Source organism: Danxiaibacter flavus, assembly GCF_041060425.1.
Classification (GTDB): Bacteria; Bacteroidota; Bacteroidia; order Chitinophagales; family Chitinophagaceae; genus Danxiaibacter; species Danxiaibacter flavus.
This window is the reverse complement of sequence record NZ_JAULBC010000008.1, coordinates 1-19,533: the sequence shown is the minus strand read 5'-3', so window position 1 is coordinate 19,533 and position 19,533 is coordinate 1. Positions and strand designations below refer to the sequence as shown.

The window sequence follows — 19,533 nt, the reverse complement described above, 5'->3', positions numbered from 1 at the left end:
TTAGCTTGTTTTATTTTTTGTTTTTTTTGCTTTTTGAGGAGATGGTTTTGGAACGATGATGCCATTTGTGGCCAGCCAGTCATTCAGTCCCAAATAGATCTGATTTGCCACTTTTTTTCTGAAACCTGCGTCAAGCACTTTTTTTTCATCATCTACATTACTTAGAAAAGCAATTTCTGTAAGGCAGTTGGGATAATCTGTCGGGCCACTTAAAGCAAAATTGAAATTACCCACATTGCCAAATTCACTCAGGCCTGTTTGCAACATGCGTTTCATTACAGACTGGGTTAGCGGCCTGAAACCAATATACCGGTAATACGTACTTGTTCCTTTTACCGTATCGTTACCTGCGGAATTGAGGTGAAGGCTTAACAGCACATCAGGCTGATATTCTCTAAGCATATAAACCCGCTCTATCATGTCCAGTGTAGTATCATTGTTGCGTGTCATAAACACATCAAAGCCTTTCTTTTTCAGCACCTGCTCCAATTGTTGCGCAAACAGCAACGTATAATCTTTTTCCAGTATTTTGCTCGTAACGCCTTCTGCGCCTCTGTTCGCCCCTCCGTGGCCTGCATCTATCGCGATCTTCAATTTCCCCCAGCGCTCGTTAGCCGGCTGTTGTTTAACACGTATTACAAGTTTATTCCTGTCATAATAGATGGTATGGCCCCAATGCTGCGGATGTTTTAATTCAATGATCAGGCGGAACACGTCATTGTCTACTTGTTCATACCAGGTATTCTTGATTTCTTTTGCTGTAGATAATTGCGTTATCCAGTTGGTATTGCTTGTAGCGCCAAATATGTCTACGACAATACGCGAGGGATTGATCTGTTGTATGCTGGTATATGGCAGTTTCTCATCCAGCAAAACATTTACATAATCGTACAGGCTGTCGCCGTACACTTTACAACTACCCGTAAGGTAATAAGGCTTAATGTGCCGTACCGAATCAAATACCACCGATGACTTAGGCAAATAAGCAAAACGGCTGCGGGATAACTGCACTTCATAGTCATCCTTTACACTATCCACCACCCGGACCAAAACATTTGTATCGAGATAGGTCATTTTTGCTCCGCCCAGCCTGTCATCACCTAGCCCATATTCCATGTAAGGCAGATCACCTGTAGTTTTTCCAACCGAGTACGATGTAACGGCATGTTGCGCATGCACCATGGTGCAGACTAGCATAGACGCTACGAAAAGAACTTTTTTCATTCACATATTTTTTCTTAACCGGGTCATGCTATACATGCACCCGCAATTACAGCCAGCGCGTATCCTCAGGCTGATTTTGAAAATTGAAAATAAAAACAAAACATGAATTAATGCAATATAACTACACCTTTAAGAAATTGTTGCTTACCTTAACCAGCTAATTCAGGCAGGCATGAATCCGTTAAAAACTATCGGCGCAATTTGCGTAACGCTCCTATTTGCGGCTTGTTCAAGCATAAAGACGGGCAGTCACAGAAACGACGGCAAGATTGAAGTTGTACTGGTGCAGGTAAACGATGTGTACGAGATATCAGCTATCAGGAACGGAGAAGCAGGCGGTTTAGCCCGTGTGGCTACTTTAAAAAAGCAGTACCTGCAAGCCAATCCAAATACACTGTTGCTAATGGCAGGAGACTTTTTAAGTCCATCTATCTATAACAGAATGAAATTGCAAGGCAGAGCAGTGATAGGCAAACAAATGGTTGAGGCCATGAATACTGCGGGCTTTGACCTTGTTGGATTTGGAAATCATGAATTTGATCTTGACGAAGCTGATTTGCAGGAACGTATTAATGAATCCAATTTCCAATGGGTTTCATCCAACAGCTTCCAGGTAAAAAACGGGAAAGAACAGCCTTTTCAAAAGATCTCAGGATCGTCTGCAACGCCTATACCAACTTATGTAATCCGGTCAATTAAAGATGCAGATGGAACAACGGCGCGAATTGGATTTATCGGTATTAACATTCCTAAAACAAAAAAGAAATATGTTGCCTATCAAAACCCGCTAAGTGCAGCGACAATCATTTATGAGAAGATAAAGGATTCGTGCGATGCCGTTGTAGCTATTACGCATCAGGACCTCGATCAGGACATACAACTGGCCAAACAACTTCCAAAATTGGCGGCCATTATTGGAGGCCACGAACATGATATGCGTTTTGAAAAAGTAGGCAATGTATATATAACCAAAGCTCACTCAAATGCAGTGAATGCTTATGTGGTAAGGCTGCAAATTGATACAAGAGCAAGAACTGCTACAACACCCAAACCTGAATTAAAAGAACTGGACAACAAAATTGCTTTTGACGATGCCACAAACAATGTAGTCAATAAATGGTGGTCTGTTGTTGATACAGCTTACGGAGCACTTGGCTTTAATTACAGGGAAGTGTTGCTGAAAGAAGGAGCTCCGTTTGATGCGAGAGACAGTGTTGTAAGCACTACTCAATCTAATTTTACTAAACTGATCTGCGCGGCGATGGCCGATGCATGTCCGGATACGGACGCCACATTATTCAACGCAGGCTCCATCCGGGTTGATGAAATGTTGGCGCCTCCAATAACACAATACACCATTATGCGCGCGATGCCTTACGGAGGCACTATAAGGCAGGCTGACATTACCGGAAAACTATTGATCCAGGTATTGGAAGCCGGCAAAAAAAACAGCGCGACCGGCGGCTTTTTACAGTATTCTTCCACTATAACTTCCAGTAACGGCAAATGGCTGATTCACGGTAAACCAATAGACGAAAAACAAGCATATAAAATAGCGCTGAATGATTTTCTGATTGAAGGACAGGAACAGAATCTCGGCTTTCTGAATGAAAAAAATTACGAAGTATACAGATTGTACAACAAGCAGACTTCGCCACTAAATCCTCAAAGCGATATAAGATTGGCTGTTATTAAGTATCTGGAAAGAATGAACGGGAAATTGTAAGAATTTTTACTTCTTCCCAATCTTTCTGTTAAGCACTCCTCTCAAATCGTGCTTAAATTCTTCAGTCATGCCTTCTTTGGGTATAAGGAAAAATGACCTTGGGTTAAAATAAAGGTGAAAGAAATTAGGACTTTCAAAAAAGCTGCTGAATTGACTATAGTTCCAGTCAACGTATCCACGGCTACTTTCCAGTCTCACATCATGTTCGGCAAAATAGATGGTAAAGCTTTCTTTAAATGTAGCTTCCCGCCTGTAGATGAGCAATGGCAGTATTTGCCAAAAGGTTAACATGATCATCACCCACAAAAAGGAACCAAGCAAAAAAGGTTCGGGGCGAATTTTCTTCATGAAGTATAAAACGGCTGCTATAATAGCGAATACATTTACTACAATAACAAGGAAGCGTACTTCAGTTCTGGAAATGAAATGATACCGCAGGCCTTGTATTACCTGTTTTTTGTTGTAAGAAAAACTGTACTGCATGAAGCTTAGCCGGTTTACGCGTTCAAAAATGTTGTGCAAGGTTAAGAGAAAAATCAGGCAGACCGAAAACTTTTCTGTTCTTTTTGGTGAACAGGCTGCTTAAAAAACAACTGCCCCAATGAAATTGAGGCAGTTGGAGTGCGTATTAAAATATTTCTACATGAAATTATTTAAGCGTTTCATCAAGCCATTTGAAGAATTCATGTTGCCAAACCAGTGCATTCTGCGCTTTTAATACCCAGTGATTTTCGTCCGGGAAATACAGGAACCTGCTCTTTATTCCTCTTAGCTGCGCAGCTTGAAACGCCTGCTGTCCCTGTTCAATCGGCACACGGAAATCAATACCACCCTGAATGATCATGATAGGCGTATTCCATTTGTCAACAAAGTTACTCGGGCTTTGGCTGAAAGATCGTTGAGCTACTTTATTGTTCTTCTCCCAATAAGGGCCACCCTTCTCCCAGTTTTCAAACCACATTTCGTCCGTCGTTCCGTACATGCTTCTAAAATCAAAAATACCGTCGTGCGCTATAAAAGTTTTAAAGCGGTTGTTGTGCATCCCCGCCAGCGCAAAAGCAGAAAAACCGCCAAAACTTGCACCTACGCAACCCAACCTGCTTTTATCGACAAAAGGCTCTTTACTCAGTGCATCAATCGCGCTCAGGTAATCCTGCAATACTTGTCCGCCCCAGTCTTTACTCACTTGCTCGTTCCACTGTGTACCGTGACCCGGCATACCTCTTCTGTTGGGCGCTACAACAATATATCCCTGTGATGCCATCAACTGAAAATTCCAACGGAAGGAGTAAAACTGCGTTAACGCAGATTGTGGACCACCCTGGCAATACAATAACGTCGGATACTTTTTGCTTGCATCAAAATCAGGCGGATAGATCACCCATGCAAGCATTTTTTTATTGTCGGTAGTGGTAATAAACCTGCGCTCGGTTTTGCACACACCCAACTGCGCAAAGGCATCATCGTTAACATGGGTAAGCTGCGCCAAAGTGCCGCCGGAAAGATCTACGGTAAACAACTCCGCCGCATGATTAATATCTGTTCTTGAAACAATAAGTGAACTCCCTGCCTGACCTACTATCCCGCTTACATCAAAATCGCCTTTTGTAATTTGTCTGATCACAACGGCCATCCTTGTTTTACCAGGATAATTAACTGAAAACAATTGAAGTGTTCCGTCTATCGGCGCGATAAAGAAGATCGTTTTGCCGTCATCGCTCCATTTAAAGCTTTCAACGTGAATATCATCACGCTGCTGAGTCAGGTTCATTTTGGTGGCTCCATTCCAAACAACAATATCCTGTTTATCGCTTTCATAGCCATCACGTTTCATGCTCATCCATGCTAACTCGCCCTTGTTGTTGAATGCGGGCGCTACATCATAGCCCTTATTTTCTTCAGTCAGATTTTTGGTAGACCCTGAAGCCAGATCATATTCATACAAATCCGTATTTGTGCTAACGGCATATTCAGTACCGTATTTTTTCTTTGTTACGTAGATGATCTTCTTGCTATCAGGGCTCCAGATAAAATCCTCATTGCCGCCGAAAGGCTTTTGAGGACAATCGTAAGCTTCTCCGGCCATGATGTCTTTTTCCTCTCCCGGCTTACCATCTACCAGCGGAGCAACAAACACATGATCAAAATTTCCATCTTCCCATGTATCCCAGTGCCGGTAGTTTAAGGTTTCGTAGATCTGCACATTTGACTTTGTGAGATCCGGGTAAAAATCACTTCCGTATACTTTTTTCACTTTTACAGGCTTGCTGCTAATGATAAATTTTCCATCTGGAGAAATTCTGTCATTGTGCAATATGTCATCCGTTTTCGCAATTTCTTCCGCACTTCCTCCTGCTACAGGGATCTTATAATTTTTACTATTGCTTTTATTTTCAGCAATGTCGGGCGTGTTTACGCTGTAGATAACAAACTGTTTATCAGTACTGATTCCTGTTCCGGAAACTCTTCCAAGCTTCCACATTAATTCGGGGGTAAGATGCTGTTGTGCCATAACTGTACCGCTACAAAGTAGTCCTGCTAATAATAAATATTTCATAGCATGCATTTAAATTGATCAATAAGGCCTAAGCCGGTGCAAGGTTACGAAAACTAACTTATGTAAGGTGTACGATGTACGATTTTAGATGGAGAGACGATGCAAATGTCAGATGTCTGATTTGATCATCTCTGATTTAAGGATGTCTGAATTTTAGGCACAGCACTCTATTGCTTATACCTGAAACCTGACACCTGATACCTCGTACTTCAAGCTGACTGCTGACAGCTAATTCAGTCTAAACGTAAAAAAGTAGTTCGAAAAGAAGTTCCACAAAACAACGATAACGACTGCGATTGCTTTGGCTACGTAAAAATTGGTCTTTCTTTTTTCGGTAAGAAGGTAAATAATCAGATTATTCAGGCACAAGCCGACAATACTTAGAAACAGGAATTTTTCAAATTCGGCAAGCCATTGGGGATTTGTGCTTTTAAATGTCCAAATGCGGTTAAGGATGTAGTTGTTGATAACAGCCAAAGTAAAGCCTGTTGTATTGGCCAGGTATTTATTCCATTTCGCTTTTTCCTTCAGCAACCAGGTAACTCCGAAGTCCACAATCATTCCAATGAAACCAGTAATCCCAAACTTCAAAAACTTTAGAATAAATGACGTTGCTTTAGGATCCATGCCGGCTTTACTTTTTTGAAACATTGGCCAGAACTATTTGCTGTAGTTCCCTGCTCCTGGTTTTGTAATTTAAAAACGGCAAAGTTAACCGGCTAACAGGATAAAAAGCATATTCCTTCAATAGTTGTACATTATATCCGCTGCCAGTAAGTTCTGCTGCGTTTTCTTTTGTTGTGTAAAGTATAATATTTCCTTTTGCAATGCAACTGTCTAAAGATTGACCGGTTGGTAACCTATCTACATTTACGGGAGCATAAAACTCGAGTGAGTAGGAATTTGATTTGTACATCGCAAGCTTCTTATTATAACCGTGCTCTGTTAGCCATTTTCCTGCCAGCATACCAGACTGGAATTGCAACAACTGCGGATAAAAAACCACATTTAAAAAAAGGTGAAGCATAGCAAATGAGGCAAACCCTTTCAAAACAATATCACGCAAGGTTGTCTTTCTGTATTTATAAAAAATAAAGCAACCTATAACCGATGCGAAAATAACTACGGAATAAAATCCATTAAATCCGGTAATAAACATTAAAGCGATGCTGGCCACTACTGTTATAATTAACAAAATACTTTGTGTGATCGAAACGCCTTTTGCAAGTTTTTTCGAACTGAAAAACGACATTAATCCCTGGGCCGTTATGATAGCAAGTTGTGGAAAAATGATAATGATGTAATGTGGCAACTGAAATTTTGATAAAGAAAATAAGACAAACGTAATCGCCGCACTTCCATAAACAATAAAAATGCGATTTGAAGGATCACCATTTCCTTTCCGGGCGAAAAGCCTGATAACCGCAGTATACAATATCACTGGCCAGGGCAAAAATGCCCACAACAAAGTATGTAAAAAGAAGAACGGATCGCCCTCTCCTCTAATGGGTCCTGTATTAAAGAAACGGCCAAACTGGCTGTCCCAGAAAAAGAACCGGATGCCCGAGACATGAGTCTGACCAAAGTCTATTTTTTCAGGATGCATGTCAAACTGAACATACAAACTGCATAATTCGGGAAAAGTAAATACAAGAGTGAGCAATACTGTAAGCCAGATCCTGTAATCAACGAATTGTTTCCATTGATATGTTACCAACCAATACAATGCAAAACCTCCCCAAATAGTAAACAGTACAAAAATACCTTTGGTCATTATTGCACATGCGGAACAAAAAGCAGCCAGCAAATAATACAACAACCTTCCTTTTTCCCCGGCTCTGAGAATATAATAAATAGCAGCAATGATAAGCGCCGTCAAATAACCCTCTGCGCGAACATCGAAGTTTTCCAACACACCATGTAAAGCTGTTATGTAGATGATGACAGCGAGTCTGGCGACAGAATCGTTATAGATGTTCTTAGTCAGTAAATAAGTGTACCTTATTCCAATCAACCAGAAAATAAACGAAGGCAACTTGTAACCAAATGCATTTATGCCAAACACTTTAAAGCTTATTGCAGCCACCCAAAATGGAAAGTGCGGCTTATCCAGCCAATCATGACCATCGCCGTAAAGGTTCACCCAGTCATTTGTTAATGCAATTCTTTTTGCAATAGATGCGTATAAAGCTGAATCAGGTTCAAGTATATCGATAAAAAGACCTGATGCATTTACAACAATTGCAACCGCCAACAGAACATAAAAAAGTATTCGAGGAAGACTGATTTCTTTAGTTAGAAGATCATTGCCAGATTGATTAGCCATAAGCCCTGGTATTTTTCCGCTTGTTTTGCAACTGCATCCAATAATACAATAATTGCATGGTAATATTACCGCCTATAATACCCAAAATAGCACCAGCGATAATATCTCCCGGATAATGTTTACCAACGTACACTTGCGCATAGCATACTGCAACGGCCCAAAGCCATACCCAATACCATTTTTGTTTTAAATAACATGAGGCTGCAATAAACCAGAAGGTTGCCAGCCCGAAATGGTTGGATGCATGGGATGATGGCATACCGAACAATCCACCGCAACCCACCAAGGCATTTACAGAAAAATCCGGGCCAGCCTCCTGGCATGGCCTTAGCCTTGCCAACATTGGTTTTAATATGCTTGCACTGGTTACATCAGTAATGGCGAAAGTAACAATGCTACAGAGCAAAAATGGAATGGCCAGCTGTTTATCTTTTTTATAAATAAAAAACAAAACTCCAATATAAAGAGGAACCCATGTTGCCGGCTCACGCAGCAAAAGCATTAAGCCGTTGAGCCATGAAAAGGTCCATTCGTCATTGATAAGATGGAAGACATATTTATCAATGTTTTCGAGGCTTTGCAGGATATCCATTTTTTGCCAAACTTACTTTTGTGAGATTAGCTAAATATTAAGGAATGGTGACGAAATTGTAATGGGATAAAGCAAGCGGTGAAACAATGTATTCAAGTGACTTTCAAATGAATTACATATGCTTTAACTTTAAGAATTTTAACGGACCTATGTCATTATTCAAAATAAAATGAACAGATATGAAAGAATACTTTCTAAGGATGTTTCAATATGATTACAATAGCAACTTGCAGATACTTCACACGATTCTAAACTCAGACAATAACAAAAAGGTTCTTTCACTTATGGCTCATTTGCTCGGCGCCCAGCAGGTTTGGCTACACCGTTGCAAAAGAGAGACGGGAGGAGTTATTTGGCCGGAATGGGAAGCCGAACAAATAGCACTTGCAATTGAAGAAAATTTTGTTCAATGGAAAACATTCATTGAGTCATCACAGCCGGGCGATTTTGAAAAAATGATTGACTACAAAAATTCAAGAGGAGAATCCTTTAGTAACAGACTGGTTGATATACTAACCCAGGTTACCAATCATGGCACCCATCATCGTGCACAAATAGGGCAGCTATTAAAATTTGACGGAGTTCAAAAATTACCGGTGACGGACTATATTTTTTTCATACGGGAAAGCGCGTTATGAAGAACGTGAATAGTGAATGGTCAATAGTGAAAAGTTGAACAATCTCATATTAGCATACACGTTACCAGTTCGATAATGAATGGAGAAGTTGTAAAAGAGTGAATAGCGAATGGTCAATAGTGAAAGGCTTAGCAGTTTCACTTTGCAAGATCATTACAAAGCTCAATTTGAATAGAGGAAAGAAACAATCTTGCTATAAATAGATTGATTAATTAATCACTTGTCGAATAAAACCCAACAAGCCTGCATCTTTCACTATTCACCATTGACCATTCACTATAATCATCCAATCGCCTGGTTCAAATCTTCGATCAAATCTTCAATATCTTCAATACCAACACTTAGTCTTATCAAAGAATCAGAAAGACCATTTTTGATCCTTTCTTCTCTTGGAATTGATGCGTGGGTCATGGAAGCCGGATGGTTGATTAAAGATTCCACGCCACCAAGGCTCTCAGCAAGTGCAAATACTTTTGTAGAAGACAATACTTTTGTGGCGGCTTCAACATTATCGTCCTTTAATTCAAAGCTCATCATACCGCCAAAACCCTTCATCTGTTTTTTTGCCACAGCATAACCGGGATGATCTTCAAAACCGCACCAAAACACTTTACCTACCTTAGGATGATTGCGGAGGAAATGGGCAATCTTCTCTCCATTCTCACAATGGCGCTGCATGCGGATATGTAATGTTTTTATTCCGCGAAGTACCAGGAAGCAGTCCTGCGGACCAGGAACAGCACCACAACTTTTCTGAATGAAATATAGCTGATCCCTCAAGATTTCATCATTCATCACCAGGCAGCCCTGTATAACGTCACTGTGTCCACCAAGATATTTGGTTGCAGAATGCATAACGATATCTGCACCGAGATCCAACGGGTTCTGTAAATATGGAGAAGCGAAAGTGTTATCAACGCATAATAACAGTTTGTGCTCTTTTGCGATATCGGAAAGCGCCTCTATGTCCGTTATGTTCATCAACGGGTTGGTGGGTGTTTCTGTCCAGATAAGTTTGGTATTGCTGTTGATCAGCGGTTTTATATTGGCTGCATCCTGCATGTTTACATAATGAAACTTAATACCAAACTTCTCAAACACTTTGGTAAACAGGCGATATGTGCCACCATACATATCATTTGCAGCAATTACTTCATCGCCGGGCTGTAGTAATTTAATAACGGCATCGGTAGCGGCTACACCACTACTAAATGCAAGACCAAATTTGCCGTTCTCCAGTTCTGCAACAGCTCTTTCCAATGCAAAACGGGTGGGGTTCTGACTACGTGCATATTCATAGCCTTTGTGCTTACCGGGCGCTTCCTGCACATAGGTGGATGTTTGATAAATGGGCGTCATGATGGCGCCTGTAGACGGATCCGGTTCCACACCGGCATGTATACACTTGGTACCAGCTTTCATGTATTTCAATTTTGACAAAGATGGGGAAAAATGTGCAGCGAACCTCTGTTTCACACAAAGAGGCATTTCACGCAAAGACGCAAAGAAGCAAAGGTGCAAAGGCCCTTAGTTGTTTCACGCGGCGGGCGCAAAGAAGCAGCGGCGCGGCGGATCATTGAAACTAAAGACGAATCAACTACAACAGTGCAGATGCCTGACACCCAATACATACCCGATTAAACCTTAGGTGCATCAGCCGATCTATATGGAATCACATTAAACAAGTAAGACAGCAAAGCTGACAGCTAATAGCTAATAGCTCACAGCTAGTTTCACGCGGCGAGCCCAACGAAGCAGCGGCGCAACGAATACGTTCAACGAAACTTTACATACAATTATTAAGACAGCAAAAGCTGACAGCTCACAGCTGGTTTCACGCAAAGGCGCAAAGAAGCAAAGGTGCAAAGGTCCTGGTTGTTTCACACGGCCGGCGCAACGAAGCGGCGGCGCGGCGAATACTTTCAACGAAACTCTACATACAATTATTAAGACAGTAAAAGCTGGCAGCTGATAGCTGGTTTCACGCAAAGGCGCAAAGAAGCAAAGGTGCAAAGGCCCTGGTTTTTTCACGCGGCGGACGCAAAGAAGCAGCGGCGGGGCGGATCATTGAAACTAAAGACGAATCAACTACAACAGTGCAGATGCCTGACACCCAATACATACCCGATTAAACCTTAGGTGCATCAGCCGATCTATATGGAATCACATTAAACAAGTAAGACAGCAAATCTGACAGCTAATAGCTAATAGCTCACAGCTGGTAAGCAGCGGCGCGGCGGATCATTGAAACTAAAGACGAATCAACTACAACAGTGCAGATGCCTGACACCCAATACATACCCGATTAAACCTTAGGTGCATCAGCCGATCTATATGGAATCAAATTAAACAAGTAAGACAGCAAAGCTGACAGCTAATAGCTAATAGCTCACAGCTAGTTTCACGCGGCGGGCGCAACGAAGCAGCGACGCGGGGAATCAATTAAACTAAAAGTGAGTCGTTTCATCTATATAGGCATACATAAACAGGTAAGGCAGCCTGCTGATACCTGATACCTGAAACCTGACACCCATTCGATTAAACTTTAGGTGCCTCAATTCATCTATATAGAGATAGTACTAACGAGAAAGACAGGAAAGCTCATAGCTGACAGCTGATAGCTCACAGCTTTTTACCTTTCATCCCTTGATTCTTGTAGGTTAACAAAAGATTAACCGGGGTTGTGTAACAATGCAAAGACCACTCAACACGCGTTTTTGGCGCTTTATAATAAAAAAATCCCGCTTCGGTAATGTGTCTGGTTTCACGCTCCCGCAAGCTATTAATCACACTTACCGATGGTGTATAAAACATTGACACCGCTTATCAGGCGCTATACTTTTACATCATCAAACAAACACACACAAAACCGAAGATTATGAAAAAGATATTTTTAATGGCTGTTAGCAGCTTACTCATTATGACAATTGCAAAGGCTGACCCTAATGACAAGATCAAACAATCATTCAATAAAACATTTCCAAACGCAGTAAGCGTAAAATGGAACGAGAGCGATGCTGGCTACCTGGTATCTTTTTCCCAGGCTGGTACTCTTACAAAAGTTAACTATGACAAACAGGGAAATTTTGTTAGCTCATTGAGATACTATCATGAAAAAGATCTGCCACTAAAAATAATGATGGCATTGAAGAATAAATATGATGGCAAGGAAATATATGGCGCAACTGAATTCACAAATGCAGACCAGGTTATTTACCAGGTAACTTTAAAAGACACCAAATACTGGTATATAGTTAACTCATCAGTTGATGGCGATCTTACCTTGCAGGACAAGTATAAAAAGAGCGAATAGAAGCAACACCGGAAATGATTTATACTACTCCTAAGCACCCGATATACATTTAGAATGAAGAACAAGTACGAGGCAGACCCCTGCTTCGTATTTGTTTTTAGGAAGAAATACTTTGCTATATCACACCATGTTTATATAAATCCATTAAGCATGCCGTAAGGTTAAAGATGAAATGAAAGATAACGCCATACCAGATCGTATCATATCTTCTGCGCAATGCTCCTAACACAACCCCAAAGGGAATTAACCACACCAACGAAATAAAATTCAGGTGAATGGTCGCAAATGCGAAACCTGTTAAAATAACTACAAGCCTGTCATCCAAAAAAACACCAAGATATCCGTACAGCACACCACGGAATGCAAGCTCCTCAAACAATGCGGGCATTAAAGCAATTGAATAAATCATTAGCAAAACAGGATAATTGTATGCTCTATATGCGCTGTAATAGCTAACATCATTCCTGAACAATGAAATATTTAATTGGTGCACACAAATATTCACCACAAAGGCAAATAATGCAGCAGACGCAATAACGGCGAGAAGGACAAAAAAATTAAAATTATTGAATCGCAAAGCGGGAAGGACTGTTTTCCTGTTCAGCCTCGCAAATAAAATGGCAATGATTGCCAAAACAATCTCCAGCCAAAACAAATGGTCATAAGAGAAAAACCATCCGGATGATTTCGCAAAAATGCAAACACAGAGATTGATTAAATAAAACAAGAAAGCGAAACGCAGATTTTTGTTGTTAAATATGCTTACTTCTTCTGCATTATTTCCAAGATATGCACCGCAATTATGGCAAAAACGCTGATATCCTTTCACATTAGCCTTGCATTCATCGCAGTGATATATCTCGTGTAACGGTTCTTCCACATTAAACAATTTCAAGTTCTTCATTAACCAGATCCGCTCTGTAAGCAGCCTGAATACCTCTGAGTAAGAAATAGATAATTACCATGCTGAATAAAATGGTATATAAGCCGTTTGTTGTAGTGAATGCGTGGATAACACTACCGAATACTGATATAGTTGAGAACGTTATTACAACAACAAAACTAACCAGCAAGGCCGTGAACGGTTTGTAACGGCTCCAATATCCGAGCACTCCAAACATAACCGCCATAATAAATGTAATAATGAAAAGTGTAAGCTTGTCCTCCCGTGAACCGAACATAAAGCCTGTCCCCGTAAGGCACAGGGCAGCAAGAACATATAAAACCCATCTGGCTACAACTATAACACTATTGCATTGGGTAAGCAGGGTATGACGACTCTTATCGCGAATATGATACAGGGAAAGAACTTCAGGCGTATGCTTTATCGGATATCCGCAATTCGTGCAAAAAACATTGTTCACTTCATTAACATAATTACATCTTCCGCACGAAACTGCTGCCGGCTTTTGTATCCGGGCAGGTATCAATGTATGTAACCTGGTTAACTGCGAAATGTTGGTTATCTTAGTCAAAATCGCCATTTTCTTAATTGACAGCGGAAAGTTGATAATTGAAAACGTACAGATGCGTGACTTCCCATTATCAATTGTCAACTGTCAATTTTCAATTAAAATGTTATAGGGATTACAACCTTAGTCTTTTCCCACATAATGTTTAATGTAGCTGCTTTTTGTGTTGTTCCATCAAAGTACATGGTGAAATTTTCAACATCCTCATCATTCTTTTGTGCAGGAGCATCCACTCTTAATGCATCTTTCTTTTGATTGTAGGCCAACCCCCAAACGTAATTGTCAGTGTTAAATATCATCGTCCACTTATCCTGGTTACAGATAGCATACATGGTATACCGGCCTTTCGGGATAGATTTTCCTGAAATTTTTGCATCCGTAAAAAACTCAATTTCCGTTGCTTCGTTTGCACCGAGTCGCCATACCTGGTTATACTTAACAATGCCATCAAATATTGTGCGGCCATTCTTTTGCGGCCTGCTATAAATAACCCTTGCTTCCGGTGGATGTTTTTCCTTTCCGTTCATTTTCTGCACGGGGTAGTTAACCGGGTAATACACCATGTCTAACGGTGATTTATCCAGCTCAATATTTCTTTGCGCCATAACAGCGCTACATAAACAGGCAAAGGCAAAACAAAGACTCACAATTTTCATCACTCAAAAGCTTTAGTTATTAACGAATGAAATTATAATTTGAAAGTCGCAAAGATACCCTCCACGAATTTCTTCAGCGCAGGAAAAAATTGCTCATAACAGTCTCTTAAAGTACTATAATTTGCGGTGAAAGCATCAAATGCACCCGGCGAATCGTGCAAATAGGTGGCTCTTCTTACCAGTCCCTCAAAACTCCTTTCAATTCCCCAATTCGTTCTGTAATTGTACAGCCAGTCGTGCTGCTGCATATAGGGAAACATTCCGGCAAAACGTGGTGGAAAAACGTGCCTGTAGTTGGATAAGGTAGCATAAGTCCGTTGCGCAAAAGTCTTTAGGCTGGCTTCTGTAAATTCATTTGGATCGTTGGCGAGAAAATGATCATATGCTACATCTGTAAAAGCCCCGGCATACAAGCCCACCGTCGATTTAAAAACCTGCTTGGCTTCCTTCGTTGTTTCGTGGTTATCTGTGAAATCATCGATTGAGCGGTGCAACATGATCCCGTTCTGAATGGCCTCGTCAAATTCATACTTCTTTTTGCCTTTCACAAAATCGCTGATCATATTTCCCACCAATACAGTGGGACTATCGAATGAAAGATATGCATGCGCTAGGTAATTCATGAGTCAGCAATTTGAAAAGCTTAAAGCTCAAAGCCTAAAGCTTAAAGCTTTAGATTAGAGCATAATTTCACTATTCTTTACTTAGAGTCAACGGGCTTGGATAGCAACCGATCACAGGTTTTAGGCTTTGGACTTTAAGCTTTAAGCTTTACAATCCGTCCATCCATTTTCCGATTATATCCAATGCCTCTGGCGAAAACGTTTCATCAAGATCAACATATTCAGCTATATCGCATTTGCTGCAATGCTGAAATAAGTGATTCAGGCCCGGCAGTTCCTTTACTTCGTAAGAAGGTGATTGGCTTTTGGCAAGGGCCGCTTTTATGGCTGGAAGATTGGATTTTGCCAGCACCTGTATGTCCTTCTCACCATTTAAGGCTAACACCTTGCAAGTTAACTTCTCAATATAAGAAACAGGATCGGTTTTAATAAAATAGCGGATCCATGGATTGGAAAAGTCCCTGATCATTGCGCGAAGATTACCCTGTGAATCGTTGTCTGAAGTAATGTTCAATTCCTTTAAAGTCGCCGCATCCTGCTTGCTTTTCCATGTCTGAAAATTCCGCCATACTTCATAGAATATTTTGGAAGTGTCTTTTTCTACTGCCATGGTGCTAAACAACATTCGATAAACTTCTGACTGCGCATTAATCGCTTTCGCACTTACGCTATCTTTTTCCAGGCCTGCCTGAATTTGCTCAATCAATATCTCACTCCCTTTAATACCGGGTCCCGCCAGTGTAACAATAAACGCAATGTCTTTGTTGTCTGCCGCCACCATATCTGCAATCAGTCCGCCTTCGCTGTGGCCGATCAAGCCAATCTTCGCAGGGTTGACATCCTTTCTTGTTTTTAAATACGCTATTCCTGCCTGTACATCCTGCGCGAAACTTGCGGTGGTTGCATATTTTAAATCGCCAATGGTTTGCCCGACACCTCTATCATCAACTCTTAAAACAGCGTATCCTTTTTTAGTAAGATAATCTGCTATAACAGCAAAGGGTTTGTGATTAAAAACCGTTTCATCCCTGTCCTGTTGTCCGCTTCCTGTGATTAATAATACTGTTGTAAACGGACCACCTGCAGAGGGATAAGTAAAAGTTCCCCCGAATTTTACAGACTTTGTTTCATTTGAATATTCCACACTGTTACTTTTATAGCTGAAGGGTGGCACCGGCGTTTGCGGCTTTAACGAGGATATTACCTTGTTTGTTTTAATGAGTTTAAGCGGAAGTGTTTGTCCGTTTTGAAAAAAAGAACCCACAACCACCGAATCACTGATAATGCGTCCGGAGTATTTCCCTTTAATAACCGGGATATCAATTGTCAATGAATCGGATGATACAAATGTTTCACCACACGGGATACTCTCCGCGCCCTGATCCGGGCTATCCAATGTAGTAATGAATTTATTGTTATCTTTCTTAATATGAAAAACCACTCTCAATTTTATACCCACTTCCAGGCTCCCCAGCCAATTTCCATCCATGTTTTGCTGACACATGGAAAGTAAGGGGCTGAGTATCACCAGCATTAAAATAAATCGTCTCATATATCTTATTTAAATTGAAGGTAAGAAAAAGCAAGCACCTTAACCTTCCGCTTTGGCCTTGTTATCATGGGCATCCAGTTAAAAATGCAGTCTTTTAATGCTGGTTTCACAATGAAATGTCGGGCTTTCTCAAAATCACTACTTTTGTGCCTCAAATTTCAAGTAATGAGTAAAGGTCCTATTTCACAGTTTATTACGCATCATTACAGGCATTTTAATGCTGCCGCTTTGGTTGATGCTGCAAAAGGTTATGAACAGCATATGCTGGAAGGTGGTAAAATGATGGTTACACTGGCTGGCGCGATGAGTACTGCCGAGCTGGGTGTTTCTTTCGCTGAAATGATACGCCAGGGCAAAGTGGATATTATTAGCTGCACCGGTGCCAACCTTGAAGAAGATATCATGAATCTTGTTGCGCATTCACATTACAAACGCATCCCTAACTACCGCGATCTTAGTCCGCAGGAAGAATGGGATCTGTTGGAAAATCACTATAACCGTGTAACAGACACCTGTATTCCTGAAGAAGAAGCATTCAGAAGATTGCAACAGCATATTCATAGGATCTGGAAAGATGCTGATGAAAAAGGCGAACGTTATTTTCCACACGAGTTTATGTACAAAATGCTGTTGAGCGGCGTTTTGGAACAATACTACGAGATTGATCCAAAAAATAGCTGGATGCTTGCTGCAGCTGAAAAGAATATTCCAATCGTTGTTCCTGGTTGGGAAGACAGTACTATGGGCAACATCTTCGCTTCTTATGTAATTAAAGGTGAGCTGAAAGCTTCTACCATGAAGAGCGGTATTGAGTACATGGTTACATTGAGCGATTGGTACCGTGCCAACAGCGGTGGTAAAGGCATTGGTTTCTTCCAGATCGGTGGCGGTATTGCCGGCGACTTCCCAATCTGTGTTGTGCCGATGATGTACCAGGATCTTGAATGGCATGATGTTCCATTCTGGAGCTATTTCTGCCAGATCTCCGATTCAACAACTTCTTACGGCTCTTATTCAGGTGCAGTTCCTAACGAAAAGATCACCTGGGGTAAACTGGACATTCATACACCTAAGTTTATCGTTGAAAGCGATGCTACAATAGTAGCTCCGTTGATATTTGCGTATATCCTGGGATGGTAGTGACAAGTACGAGGTATGAAGTACGAAGTACGTTGATGCGAGCTTCGTTTCGTCTCTGTCACTCCAAAAGGTTAATGAAAAGTTAGTAAGATCAAATAATAAGAGCTGAAGGCTGATTGCTGACAGCTCATAGCAATCAGAAGGCCTTGTTCCATAAGGGAGCAGGGCTTTCTGCTGTAGGTGATTTTGGGTGAATAGTCAATGATGAATAGTGAAATTGTTCATCAGTGATTCATTAAATAGACCGGTCAATCAAGCTGAAAGCTGATTGCTGACAGCTTATAGCTACAAAAAGCCTTGTTCCATAACGGAGCAGGGCTTTCTGCTATAGGTGATTTTGGGTGAATAGTCAATGATGAATAGTGAAATGTTCATCAGTGATTCATTTAACAGACCGGTTAATCAAGCTGAAAGCTGATTGCTGACAGCCCAGCTAGTGAAGCATTTTAACGAAAAGTGCTTCATTATTTTTACCATTGAGACCGCAAAAAAAGACTTACAAACTAAGCAATAGAAGCTGAAAGCTGATTGCTGACAGCTAATAGCTATTTAAGCATTTAACAAAAACTGCCTCATTATTTTTACCATTGAGACTGCAAAAAAAGACCTGCGAACCAGGCAATAGAAGCTGAAAGGCGATTGCTGACAGCTGATAGCTACATATTAACAAAGCAAAACTTACCTTCGTTGTTGTTGAATAGGCTATATTAGAGACCGCAGAGAAACAATAATCCTAACACTAAAACGAAATCTATGACAACAAGCTTTGAACAATTGTACCTGGAGGCAGAGGCAGATATTCGTAACAATAACTATCACGAGGCATTTCAGAAGTATGAATCGATTTTGTATGATGAGCCTGATTTTGCGCCCGCACATAATTCCATAGGCTGGATTTATAAAACGCAGTTTGATAATTATGAAAAGGCTGAAATGCATTTTAAGGCCGCCATGAGGGCGAACCCGCTTTACCCACACCCTTATTTTCACATGGCAAGCATTTATGTAGACCTGGAGCGTTTTGATGAGTTGCAAAGGCACCTGGATAAATGTCTTAATGTAATAACGATCGAAAAAAGCTGGGTACATTACCGTTTTGGTTTGATGAATGAAATAAAAGGCAATTACGCGGCTGCTATAAAAAATTACCAGCAGGCAATTTTATTCTGCATGAACAACGACAAGGTTAAAGACTACCAGGCAGATATTGACAGGACAAAGACGAAGATGGAGATTGCGAAAGAGATGGAAGGTGCGGGATAAAAAGATCAAATGATTTTAAACAGCCCGGAGGATTTTCTTCCGGGTTTTTTATTTGAGTTTTTTACCCTTGCAGTTTTGTTTTGCTGATGCACAGTCATCGTCATGTCGACGATAGGAGACACCTCCCAACATTAAACAAGCCTGAGTTTTATAATTCATTACAAAATTTAACAACATCCTGTTCGGGAGACCTCTCCTATCGTCGAGGTGACGATTCGGATGCAGTGTCTATCTATATATATTGCTTACAACTAGTGCTGCTTCAAATTTCTTTTGCTGATGAGCACTTATCTTCATGTCGACGATAGGAGACTTCTCCCAACATTAAACAAACCTGAGTTTTATAATTCAGTACAAAATTTAACAACATCCTGTTCGGGAGACCTCTCCTATCATTGAAGGTGACGATGCGGCCTCAGTCTTTACCATTATGTTTAACTTGCTATTAGCG

17 protein-coding genes are annotated in these 19,533 nt (G+C 40.9%); 5 read left to right on the top strand and 12 right to left on the bottom strand.

Features of this window, described 5'->3' with window-relative positions:
- Positions 1–1,224 (bottom strand): N-acetylmuramoyl-L-alanine amidase, encoded by a 1,224-nt coding sequence (locus QTN47_RS21745; protein ID WP_369331539.1) that lies wholly within the window; start codon positions 1,222–1,224, stop codon positions 1–3.
- Between the two features lie 172 nt (positions 1,225–1,396).
- Here QTN47_RS21745 and QTN47_RS21740 point away from each other — a divergent pair, with 172 nt between their 5' ends.
- Complete coding sequence (locus QTN47_RS21740; RefSeq protein WP_369331538.1) at positions 1,397–2,950, top strand: bifunctional metallophosphatase/5'-nucleotidase; 1,554 nt, start codon at positions 1,397–1,399, stop codon at positions 2,948–2,950.
- Positions 2,951–2,956: 6 nt separating this feature from the next.
- On the opposite strand, the gene QTN47_RS21735 is transcribed toward QTN47_RS21740, so the two are convergent.
- The 5 genes from QTN47_RS21735 to QTN47_RS21715 form a co-directional block, all read right to left on the bottom strand.
- Positions 2,957–3,433 (bottom strand): YcxB family protein, encoded by a 477-nt coding sequence (locus QTN47_RS21735; RefSeq protein WP_369331537.1) that lies wholly within the window; start codon positions 3,431–3,433, stop codon positions 2,957–2,959.
- Between the two features lie 166 nt (positions 3,434–3,599).
- The gene (locus tag QTN47_RS21730; RefSeq protein WP_369331536.1) at positions 3,600–5,507 is read right to left on the bottom strand and encodes a S9 family peptidase; all 1,908 of its coding nucleotides are present in this window, start codon (positions 5,505–5,507) and stop codon (positions 3,600–3,602) included.
- 228 nt (positions 5,508–5,735) lie between these two features.
- The gene (locus tag QTN47_RS21725) at positions 5,736–6,158 is read right to left on the bottom strand and encodes a GtrA family protein (RefSeq protein WP_369331535.1); all 423 of its coding nucleotides are present in this window, start codon (positions 6,156–6,158) and stop codon (positions 5,736–5,738) included.
- Positions 6,142–7,833, bottom strand: coding sequence for an ArnT family glycosyltransferase (locus QTN47_RS21720; protein WP_369331534.1), 1,692 nt, complete (start codon positions 7,831–7,833; stop codon positions 6,142–6,144). Before QTN47_RS21720 ends, QTN47_RS21725 begins: the two co-directional genes overlap by 17 nt.
- Positions 7,826–8,425, bottom strand: a complete 600-nt coding sequence (locus tag QTN47_RS21715; protein WP_369331533.1) for a phosphatase PAP2 family protein — start codon at positions 8,423–8,425, stop codon at positions 7,826–7,828. The genes QTN47_RS21720 and QTN47_RS21715 overlap by 8 nt, the downstream gene beginning before the upstream one ends.
- Positions 8,426–8,604: 179 nt before the next feature.
- Here QTN47_RS21715 and QTN47_RS21710 point away from each other — a divergent pair, with 179 nt between their 5' ends.
- Entirely contained in the window at positions 8,605–9,063 is a 459-nt protein-coding gene (locus QTN47_RS21710; protein ID WP_369331532.1) for a DinB family protein, read from the top strand.
- Positions 9,064–9,345: 282 nt separating this feature from the next.
- Here QTN47_RS21710 and QTN47_RS21705 read toward each other — a convergent pair whose 3' ends face one another.
- Positions 9,346–10,485, bottom strand: coding sequence for a cystathionine gamma-synthase (locus QTN47_RS21705; RefSeq protein WP_369331531.1), 1,140 nt, complete (start codon positions 10,483–10,485; stop codon positions 9,346–9,348).
- A gap of 1,456 nt (positions 10,486–11,941) precedes the next feature.
- Between QTN47_RS21705 and QTN47_RS21700 the strand changes: the two genes are divergently transcribed.
- Positions 11,942–12,376 (top strand): hypothetical protein, encoded by a 435-nt coding sequence (locus QTN47_RS21700; protein WP_369331530.1) that lies wholly within the window; start codon positions 11,942–11,944, stop codon positions 12,374–12,376.
- Positions 12,377–12,491: 115 nt separating this feature from the next.
- Here QTN47_RS21700 and QTN47_RS21695 read toward each other — a convergent pair whose 3' ends face one another.
- The 5 genes from QTN47_RS21695 to QTN47_RS21675 form a co-directional block, all read right to left on the bottom strand.
- Positions 12,492–13,280, bottom strand: coding sequence for a CPBP family intramembrane glutamic endopeptidase (locus tag QTN47_RS21695; RefSeq protein ID WP_369331529.1), 789 nt, complete (start codon positions 13,278–13,280; stop codon positions 12,492–12,494).
- A complete protein-coding gene (locus tag QTN47_RS21690) occupies positions 13,258–13,851 on the bottom strand; it encodes a hypothetical protein (protein ID WP_369331528.1) in 594 nt (197 codons plus the stop codon). Before QTN47_RS21690 ends, QTN47_RS21695 begins: the two co-directional genes overlap by 23 nt.
- Positions 13,852–13,946: 95 nt before the next feature.
- Positions 13,947–14,453: a DUF2911 domain-containing protein gene (locus QTN47_RS21685; protein ID WP_369331527.1), complete on the bottom strand. Its 507-nt coding sequence runs from the start codon at positions 14,451–14,453 to the stop codon at positions 13,947–13,949.
- Positions 14,454–14,536: 83 nt separating this feature from the next.
- A complete protein-coding gene (locus tag QTN47_RS21680) occupies positions 14,537–15,127 on the bottom strand; it encodes an acyl carrier protein phosphodiesterase (RefSeq protein WP_369331526.1) in 591 nt (196 codons plus the stop codon).
- A gap of 148 nt (positions 15,128–15,275) precedes the next feature.
- On the bottom strand, positions 15,276–16,679 hold the full coding sequence (locus tag QTN47_RS21675; RefSeq protein WP_369331525.1) for an alpha/beta hydrolase family protein: 1,404 nt from the start codon (positions 16,677–16,679) through the stop codon (positions 15,276–15,278).
- 165 nt (positions 16,680–16,844) lie between these two features.
- Between QTN47_RS21675 and QTN47_RS21670 the strand changes: the two genes are divergently transcribed.
- Positions 16,845–17,819, top strand: coding sequence for a deoxyhypusine synthase family protein (locus QTN47_RS21670; RefSeq protein ID WP_369331524.1), 975 nt, complete (start codon positions 16,845–16,847; stop codon positions 17,817–17,819).
- Between the two features lie 753 nt (positions 17,820–18,572).
- Positions 18,573–19,082 (top strand): tetratricopeptide repeat protein, encoded by a 510-nt coding sequence (locus QTN47_RS21665; protein ID WP_369331523.1) that lies wholly within the window; start codon positions 18,573–18,575, stop codon positions 19,080–19,082.
- Positions 19,083–19,533: the final 451 nt, after the last annotated feature.